Source organism: Methylobacterium sp. J-072 (assembly GCF_022829425.1).
GTDB lineage: Bacteria > Pseudomonadota > Alphaproteobacteria > Rhizobiales > Beijerinckiaceae > Methylobacterium.
Genome location: NZ_JAKSYK010000157.1, coordinates 1 through 8,858, shown reverse-complemented (window position 1 = coordinate 8,858; position 8,858 = coordinate 1). Strand labels below are relative to the sequence as shown.

The window sequence follows — 8,858 nt, the reverse complement described above, 5'->3', positions numbered from 1 at the left end:
TGAGCTGTCTGCACCTCGATCTGGCGCAGCTTGAGCACCACCTGCTCCGCGTTCGTCTTCTGACCTCGCCGCATGTCCGACTCCTCCGGTCCTGGCTGATCCTCTCAATCAGCCCGGTCCAAAGCCAGCCGGTCAGGTCACGCCCTCGTGCGGTACGGTTTAGGACCGCGTAACCTGCGTAGCCGAATGGCTACGCCGCGCTCCAGAGCGACGGGCTCGGAAAACTCAATCTCAATTAGCCTATTGGGCTGACGCATCCACTTAGATGCGTCGCGCCAAGACCTATGAGCGATCGCTCGAAATGGAGGACACGATGACGTGAAAAGCAAATGGGCGCGACGTTGCCGTCGCGCCCTATTGAGCCGGAACTTCTGCGCCAAGGCGTGCAAACCTAGCAGAAGCTCCTCAACAGCAGGATCCTTTCGGATCCGATGGCTTTGCCGCCCTGGTCCCTCGCGGGATGAGGAAGACCGAGTCGTGCCAAAAAGCACGATATGACGGTGCCATCGTCCGGGAGGGCCTGCAAGGCCAGTCGCCATTCCGTCCCGCTGTTATCCACAGCTTGGGTGCGGGCCGTGGCTTATTGCAGATCGGAGCCCTCATGCATCACGTCCGCACCATAGTCCCAAATGACGTCGATCGCCTTCGGGGATCGATGAGCATCTCTCCTTCGCAGCTCACTCTCTCGACTGCCTAGACGCTGTCTCGGGGGCGAATAATACGCCCGAAAACCTGATCGACGCGCTCCCGGTGGTCTGTCGCTTGATCCGCGGCCTGATCGTGGACGCCATCCTGAATGATGACGGCACCTTCCGCGAGTTCCGGATCGGCCGGACCAAATAAAGCGACGACTACGGGTCCCGACGGACGTCGAGGCGCACCTATCGTTTTGATGTCCGTGTCACTCAAAACCATGAGGATTAATCTATGACCCGGCGCACAGATTGTACCTCTGATCAAGTCTGGTATCCAACCGAGCCGAGTGCTGCACACCGGATGCCGACGAATTTTCGAAGTCGTGGCAGCAATCAGGGTATTCTGGTGACGGCTGCTCCACGTCCACGACAGATCATCTACGAATCGAGCGGCGAGCTCGGTTTTTTCCACTACGCACTCGCGCGCGGCGATGTCGTTGATATTCGGGAGCAGCAGGAAGCCATCTACAGAGACAATGAAGGCTCGATTCGCCGCCACTACTTCGATGCCATCCTGACGATGTACGACGGCACGCGCAAAGCCGTCTCCTATAAGCCGCATCGTCGCGCCGGAGCTATAAGCTTCGAGGCGTATCTGGCCGACTTGGCCGGGCGGATTTCGCCAGCGATTGCGGATGAGATCGTGCTCATCACAGAGCGTGATCTGCCGCGGGCCACTCTGCATAACAGCGCGCTGTTGCACGACTGTCGGCGCGATCCGCCAGGCGACGCTGACGCGGCAATCCTCGCCGTACTCGCGAATATTACCGGTCAGATCAGCGTCGCGAATTTACGAGATGCGACTGCCTACGCGGGGGAGGCCTTTCGGGCGATCGTCCGCCTGATTGGCTCAGGCCGCGTCGTCGCTCAGGGCGATGGCCGTATCTCCGGGGGTACCCTCGTGCGCGCCGCAGGCCGGAGCGTCGCGCGATGACCGGTCCAACGCTCATCGTCCCACGTTATCAGTTCGGGGTTGCCGACCGTATCGTGCTCAGCAGCGGCCGCGCCCTGACCTGTAAAGGTATGACCGCAACCGGTTACATACTACAACCATTCGGCACTGATATTGCCGATCACGTAGCCTTCGCTCAGTTCGAGATCGAGCGACAGCATCCCGAATTCCGCCACGATACGGCCTATTACACTGAGGCTCGAGCCCGGGCGCGAGCCCGAACACTGTTGGAAAGCACGGACGACATCCCCGTCGAAGAGTTGCCCGGCTGTCGCTTCAGGGAGGCGTGCGTCAAGGCGTTCCTTCGTCTCGAGAAGCTCCACCGCCAGAATCCGCCGCCTAAGGGCAAGCAGCGTGTCAATCGCACCGATGCGGGTTTCGCAGAGGCAATGCGTCTGGCGGGGCCCGACCTGCTGCAGCTCGACTATGCCCGTCACGAGACAGCGAAATGCGCTGACGGTTCGTTGAAGCAGGGCGAGCGGCAACCGAGCCTGACGAAGTCTGGGGCGCCGAGGAAGATTCGCGCCGGCACCAAAATCGTATTCCGCGCGCTGCCCGGTTCGCGAACGCTGCAGGATTATGTCAACGCGTACGAGGATGCCGGTTGCGAGCTCTGGGGATTGCGGCAACGCAACGGCGACTCCGGAAATTATCTGGCCCGCTACCAGCCCGATGAGATCGAGCCGCTTCTGGATGCAATCGACGCGTACATGAGCCTGAAACGGCCGTCGCAAAAACAGTGTTATGCGGACTACGAAATTGCGTTGGAGGCCAAGAATACCAAGCGCGCAGAACACAACTTGCCGCCGTTGCGCCAAATCGGCTCAACGACGTTTTCTGCTCGGATTCAGAGTATCTCACTCTTTAAAAGAGATGCCGCCCGTTACAGCTTAAAATTCGCCATTAACAAGCACTGTGCGACGAGGCAGCAGTTTGACGTTACACAGATCGGCGAACTCGTGCAGATTGACGGTTGTCAGCTTTCGCTGATCCAGTACTGTGTTGAGGGCGGTATTTGGGCGACGCTGACGCCGGAGCAGCAGGCCGCTGTGCCGCGAAAGCGCTGGTACCTGCTGCGCGCCTTCGACGTCGCCAGCCGGTGCATTCTCGCCGAGCTTTTGACGCCGAACGAGACGGCGCAGGCGGCGATCACGCTCTTGCGGATGGTGATCAACGACAAGACCGCGCTCGCCACCGCCATGGGCGCGCGCACGCCGTGGGAGTACGCGTGCCTACCCCGGCGATATCGCCCGACGGCGCATGGGCCTTCCGCGGAGATTGGACGCGCCAGGTTCTCGCCGATCTGAGCGTCCAATTCGATGCCTCGCAGATCGGACAGCCAAACAGGCGCAGTCATATCGAGAGGTCGTTCGGCACGACGAGAACCCAGTTTCTGTCCTTGTTCAGCGGGCAAACGTTCGCGAACGTTGCCGATAAGGGGGCCTATGACGCGGTCGAGAACGCGAGCGTGTTCGTCGATGAATTGGCGCAGGCGCTCGTAATCTACGATATCGACGTCTATCACAACACGCCGCACGAAGGTTTGAACGGGGAGACCCCGCGCAACGCCTGGATCCGGCTGATGCGCGAGCGCGGAGCCGTTCGCGTCGTTCCCGGCGCGCATCAGCAGCGTACGATCTTCGGCATCCACATCACGCGCACGCTGACCAGGATGGGCATCCGGGTCTTCGGACTGCACTATCAATCTGAGGAGCTGGCCCGGGTCCTGGCGAATAAGGGCAACCTCGACCTCCCGGTTCGGCTCGACGTCGAGGACCTCGGATGGATCTCCGTCCAGATCGGCAAGGCCTGGGTGACTGTTCCCTGCGCCACCTCTGGCCTTGAGGGCGCCACGGTCCGGGATTGGTTGTCCGTGGTTCGGGATCAGCGGCGGCGTCATAAGATCGCCGCGGCGGCGAGCCGGCCAGTCATCGCGGAAGCGCTGCAAAAAATCCGGGCCATCGCCGCCAAGGCCGAGCGTCGTTTCACGATTGCCCCGCATACTTACAACGCCGCCCTGATCGGCCGCGCCGAGGAAGAGCTCTTCCGAGGCTTCGATGTCCCAGTCGATAGCCGCCGCTCGGATCCGCCGTCGCATGCGGATCCGTTGGCCCAGGGCATCCCGGTGACGGGTCCCCTCGCCGATCTGGATCCCGGTCCCTCCAGGCGCCGAAGGCCGCCCAAGCCGCACACCGACCAGGAGATGCCGACCGAAACGCTCCCTCCCGAGCAGGATAGCGACGATGACTGGATCATGGAGACGCCCGATGTCTGATACGCTGATCGATCCGTTCACGCATTTCCGAAGCGTCCGATCCGAGGCTCAGAGGCGACGCACTGCGATCATGCAGCGCGTCCGGGGCACGTATTTCCGACACCCGAAGCACGAGGAAGTCACCGAGCACATCGACGACCTCATCGGTCTGATGATCGAGGTGCGCGAACGTGCAGATGATCCCGACATCACGCTGGAACATGAAGCGCGCGGGATCGCCGTCATCGCCGAGCCGAGAGCTGGTAAGAGCACCCTGTTGAAGCGCGTCTTCCGCGAGCATCCCGCATTTCCCGGCTACGGTCGACCCGACTGTCCGCTCGTGACCGTCAAGCCGCATGGCGCGTGCACGCTCGATCGATTCGCCCTCGACACTTTGCGGAAACTCGGCATGCCGATCACCGAGTTGCCACGGCAGGAGGTGCGCCTCGCCCACATGGTTCGTAATCAGCTCAAGCTGATGGGTGTCAAGTTTCTGCATATCGACGAAGCGCATCATATTACGCAGCCGGCAAACGCAGTTCAGATTAAGCGGATCATCAACACCCTAAAATGTTTGATGATCGATGACGAGTGGCCGGTTGCCCTGATATTCTCTGGCATTCCGGAACTTACAGCGGCCTTGCACAAGGATACACAGGTCGGCGAACGATTGAAATTCGTCTCGCTCGATAGCCTCACGATGGCAGAAGACGGTCCGCGGATGAAAAGCATCATCCGTCGTCTCGCGAGCGTCGCCGATCTCGAAGTGGCACCGGAGCATATCGTGTGGATCGCGCCCCGCCTGATCCACGCTGGCGGGTATCAACTTGGCCGTTCAATCGAGTACGTCCAGGACGCCATAGAGTGCTGCCTCAAGCGCCTCGACCGGGTGAAGCCCGAAGACGCTCAGCCGCTGTGCACCCTGATCCCAGAGGATTTCGCCCGCGCGTTTGCCCGAAGCAGGGGCGTGCATGCGGGGGATAACCCCTTCGTCGCCGACGACTGGGAGGCCACCGACCCATTCCGCGCGCTCGATATCGGCAAGACGATCGCCGATGACGACGAACCTTCTCTGGACCGTTCCGCCGCCAAATCCACGAAATCGAAGCGGGGGTAAGCCATGTCGACGCTGCTTCCTTTCCTTCCCCTAATGCCAGAGGAGAGTGTCACGAGCTACGCCGCCCGTGTCACGGCGCTTCATCACGGCGGCTCGGCTCGGGCTTTCCTGCGTTGCTTAGGCGTCGCTTACGCGCCGATCGTCGCCGGCGACCCGGACGCGCTCGCCGCATTCGCGGATCTGACGGCGGTGCCGGCGGACGACATCGCGCGCGCGGCCTTGACCGCACGCGGTCACATCCATTGCTTCCGGGGCGAGCTCGTCCAGCAGAAGATGTTACGCTGCGCTCAGACGCACATCTGCCCGAGGTGTCTCGCCGCGGATATCGCGACGTCGACCTTGCCGACGACAGCGGCCGTTTACGGCCGGATGATATGGCAGTTCAGACCGATCCGGGCTTGCCCTCACCATCATGTGCTGCTGGAGCCGATCGGCGAGGCCGGGCACGGTGATAACGCCCACGACTTCGCCCGGACCATTGCGTCCACCCTGTCCACCATAGACGACCGTGCGACCTCAGCTCAGCCCGTAGAGCGCTCGGCAGCCGAGGCCTATCTCGTCGCCCGGTTCTCCAACACACCCACTCCCTCGCCGCTGCTGGACGCCATGCCCTGGTATGCAGCTGCGCGGACCTGCGAGGCGGTTGGGATCGTGGCGTTGCATGTAGCAAATGTGGAACGTCGTGCCCTAAGCGAGGTCGCTCGGCGCGAGGCAGCCAATCACGGTTTTCACATCGTCCACGGCGGTGAGGCGAGCGTTCGCAGCTTTCTGGATGATCTGAGAGGCAGGCAGAAGACGTGGAAGCCGGAGTACCACGGTTCGCGCACCCCTTACGGCAGCCTGCAGGTTTTTTTGACCTTCCCTCGTCCCGATCCTGGGTACGCCCCGCTGCGCCGCATCGTCCACGAGCACGCGCTCCAGCACATACCCTTCGGACCAGGTGACCGTGTCGTCGGCTTCCCGTCGATCGTCGACGGATTCACTCGATCACGACGGCAGCTGTCGAGACCGGGCAGCATCCCAAGCGCCTCCGCAAAATTCCGATCGCGGAAGGGCTCATCCCACCGGATGCCCCGCTGAAGGACTCGGAGGTGCTGTTCGACGCGGTCGTTGCGGCACCGTACTTGCTCCGGATCGGGAAGGGTATCCGGCTTCGCGGCGTCACAGCTCATTTGCGGACGCGGTACGCCCATATCATCACCCTGACCCGAGCCGGCTTCATCAAGCCTTTTGTGAAACACGCCGTCGCGCGGCAACGCCAACACGCCACCTACGCGGTGGCTGATCTGGACGACTTCCTCGCCAGCCTCACCGCTCGCGCCGTCGTCCACCCGAACCCGGAACCGCCGGTCATGGACATTCCGCAAGCGGCCAAGCGGGCCTACTGCACCATGCCCAACGTGCTGCGCATGATCCTGGACGGAAGGCTCAGCTGGGTTGGCATAGATCCGGAGGTGCCGGGTTTCCACGGCGTCATCGTCAATGCCGATGAAGTTCTGGAACGCGTGCGCGCGCCGGATCTCGATGGCTTCACCGCAAACCATCTTCAGAAGCGTCTCGGCATCCATCAACGAGTAGTCAAAGCATTGATCGCCTGTGGCTACCTTCGGCCAGAAACACGGATCAATCCAGTCAATAAATGTCCCACGGACATCGTTCGGATTGATGAAGTTGAAGCCTTCGAAAGAAAATACATATCCTTATGGAATCTTTCGAAGCATTACAATACGAATGCCTATAAACTGAAAACCGATCTGGATCGGCTCGGCAAAAAGCCGGCCATCAGCAACGACAAAGTTGGAGCTACATTTTATCTGAAGAGCGCGATGTTGTAGATATCAACGATTGGAATTCTGCGAAGCCCCGGCGAAAGCTGGGGCTTTGTTTTTGCGTGATTGGCGAACTGGCAGCTGAAACATCACCTCATAGCTTGGTTGCGCGCAAGATTGTGTTGTAAAACGAGGCAATATTACGCCTATAAAAACCCTGGAGAATAGCGAATTCCAAATTTCATCTTAAGAAAAATCAATGACTTAGCGGGTGGTTTTGGAAAATCTTTGGTGTTCGTGATGCCATTCCTTCTGTAAGCCTTTGATCCGGAAGAAACTTCAAGCAAATCAATTGCTTGCGGCCGTCGCGGTGGTACACAAAGGTGGTACACACCATGCCGATGCCGTTCGCACGCCCATGGCGTCATCCAAAGACTGGCATGTACTGGTTCCGGCGCCGCGTGCCGAAGGAACTGCGGTCTCTGCTCGGAAGGTGCGAGGAGCGCAGGACGCTCGGAACGAAGGAGCCGGCTCTCGCCAGGACGCGGTACCTTCAGGCAGCCGTCGAGATCGACGAGCGCTGGGGGCTTCTGAGGCGATCGGCGGCCGCCCTCGCCTCTCTCGCGCCGCCCCCCAAAGGCGCGCCCAAAGGCGGGACGGAGCCTCCTTCCGATCAGCATTCGTTTGATTGTCGTTCCTTCGGAAGCGACCCCAATCGGGTCGCGCCCACTCCTTCGAGCCCTCCGGCCGTTCCGTCCGCGCCGACAAGATCCGTTCCTTGGCGTCCGGCCTTCGAGACCTACGCTGCCGAGGCGAAGCTCGCGCCGTCCACCATCAAGCGCTGGGCCGGCGTCCTAACGGCGCTCGAGGAAGCGCTCGGCACCGACGACCTCGCTCTCGTGACGCGCGGAGACTTGATCGCCTGGAAGCGAGATCTGCTAGCTGCCGGCCGCGACCCGCGAACCGTCCGCGACGCCTACATCGCTGCGACGAAGGCCCTCATGAACTGGGCGGTGGCGAACGGCCGTCTCGACATGAATCCCGCCGCAGGAGTCGTGGTGATGGTACCCGACAAGCCGCAGCTCCGCGACCGGGATTTCACCGACTGCGAGGCCGTAATGATTCTGCGGGCTTCGTTCGATCCCCACGATGCGAGACTGTCGCGGGAGCACGCTGCGGCACGGCGTTGGATTCCTTGGCTTTGCGCGTATGGCGGGGCACGCGTCAACGAAATGACGCAGCTTCGCGCCCGCGACGTGCGTCGGGACGGCGCCGCCTGGGTGATCCGCATCACGCCGGAAGCGGGAAGCGTGAAGACCGGCAGGTGGCGCGACGTGCCGCTTCACCCGCACCTCGTCGAGCAAGGCTTCGTCGACTTCGTCCTCGGCTGTGGATCTGGAGCACTCTTCTACGACCCTGCCCGCGGCCGGAACGGGCATGCCGCGCATCCGATTTACAAGAAGGTCGGCGAGCGCCTCGCCGCCTGGGTCCGCGCGATCGGGGTCGACGACCCCGGCGTGGATCCGAATCACGGCTGGCGCCATCGTTTCAAGACGATGGGCCGCCGCGCGGGAATCGACCCCGCATTGCTCGACGCAATCCAAGGACATGCTCCGCGCACCGAGGGCGAGCACTACGGTCGCTATCCGATGGACGTGATGTTCGAAGCAATCTGCCGGATGCCGAGATACGAGGTCGGAATCAGCTGCGGACCTTCGGCCCCGACGACGGCCTGCCCATCGAATCGGGAGCTTCCGAACGCGCGAGCTGAGGATCGAGAAGCGGAGCGATTTTACCGACGTCGGCCTGCAGGCGCCCGTAATGCGCCGCCTCCACGAGCAGGAGGACGTGATTCGGCATAGCTGTGGATTGGCGTCGAAGCGTCACCTCTCTGTTTCGGAAAAATGACCTGTGGATCGGCGTCGAAGCATGGTTCATCCGCACTTTCGGTGCTGGCGGGTGGCTCAGGCGTTGATCAGCGTTGTGGCCCGAGGGCAGCACGATGCCGATCTCCAACCCGTCAATGCCGTCGGTCCCGGACGGTGTTCACGTCGATGATCTGACGCTGGAC

Annotated in this window: 7 protein-coding genes; all 7 read left to right on the top strand. The window is 61.6% G+C overall.

Annotated elements, in window-relative coordinates; all coding sequences use genetic code 11:
- The first annotated feature begins 927 nt into the window (after nucleotides 1–927).
- Nucleotides 928–1,629, top strand: a complete 702-nt coding sequence (locus MKK67_RS18090) for a hypothetical protein (RefSeq protein WP_243966866.1) — start codon at nucleotides 928–930, stop codon at nucleotides 1,627–1,629.
- Nucleotides 1,626–2,954 carry a hypothetical protein gene (locus tag MKK67_RS18085; RefSeq protein ID WP_243966864.1) on the top strand — a complete coding sequence of 443 codons (1,329 nt, stop codon included), beginning with the start codon at nucleotides 1,626–1,628 and terminating at the stop codon, nucleotides 2,952–2,954. The genes MKK67_RS18090 and MKK67_RS18085 overlap by 4 nt, the downstream gene beginning before the upstream one ends.
- Nucleotides 2,876–3,922, top strand: a complete 1,047-nt coding sequence (locus MKK67_RS18080; RefSeq protein WP_243966862.1) for a Mu transposase C-terminal domain-containing protein — start codon at nucleotides 2,876–2,878, stop codon at nucleotides 3,920–3,922. Before MKK67_RS18085 ends, MKK67_RS18080 begins: the two co-directional genes overlap by 79 nt.
- Nucleotides 3,915–5,018: an ATP-binding protein gene (locus MKK67_RS18075; RefSeq protein ID WP_243966860.1), complete on the top strand. Its 1,104-nt coding sequence runs from the start codon at nucleotides 3,915–3,917 to the stop codon at nucleotides 5,016–5,018. Before MKK67_RS18080 ends, MKK67_RS18075 begins: the two co-directional genes overlap by 8 nt.
- Before the next feature lie 3 nt (nucleotides 5,019–5,021).
- Nucleotides 5,022–6,098 carry a TniQ family protein gene (locus MKK67_RS18070; RefSeq protein ID WP_243966852.1) on the top strand — a complete coding sequence of 359 codons (1,077 nt, stop codon included), beginning with the start codon at nucleotides 5,022–5,024 and terminating at the stop codon, nucleotides 6,096–6,098.
- A gap of 11 nt (nucleotides 6,099–6,109) precedes the next feature.
- The gene (locus tag MKK67_RS18065; protein ID WP_243966843.1) at nucleotides 6,110–6,853 is read left to right on the top strand and encodes a hypothetical protein; all 744 of its coding nucleotides are present in this window, start codon (nucleotides 6,110–6,112) and stop codon (nucleotides 6,851–6,853) included.
- Between the two features lie 329 nt (nucleotides 6,854–7,182).
- Nucleotides 7,183–8,649, top strand: coding sequence for a DUF6538 domain-containing protein (locus tag MKK67_RS18060; RefSeq protein ID WP_243966840.1), 1,467 nt, complete (start codon nucleotides 7,183–7,185; stop codon nucleotides 8,647–8,649).
- Nucleotides 8,650–8,858: the final 209 nt, after the last annotated feature.

What these genes read in the sequence shown, in the direction of transcription:
- MKK67_RS18085 (WP_243966864.1), top strand. Translation starts at nt 1,626, where the DNA reads ATGACCGGTCCAACGCTCATCGTCCCACGTTATCAGTTCGGGGTTGCC.
- MKK67_RS18060 (WP_243966840.1), top strand. Translation starts at nt 7,183, where the DNA reads ATGCCGATGCCGTTCGCACGCCCATGGCGTCATCCAAAGACTGGCATG.
- MKK67_RS18070 (WP_243966852.1), top strand. Translation starts at nt 5,022, where the DNA reads ATGTCGACGCTGCTTCCTTTCCTTCCCCTAATGCCAGAGGAGAGTGTC.
- MKK67_RS18090 (WP_243966866.1), top strand. Translation starts at nt 928, where the DNA reads ATGACCCGGCGCACAGATTGTACCTCTGATCAAGTCTGGTATCCAACC.
- MKK67_RS18075 (WP_243966860.1), top strand. Translation starts at nt 3,915, where the DNA reads ATGTCTGATACGCTGATCGATCCGTTCACGCATTTCCGAAGCGTCCGA.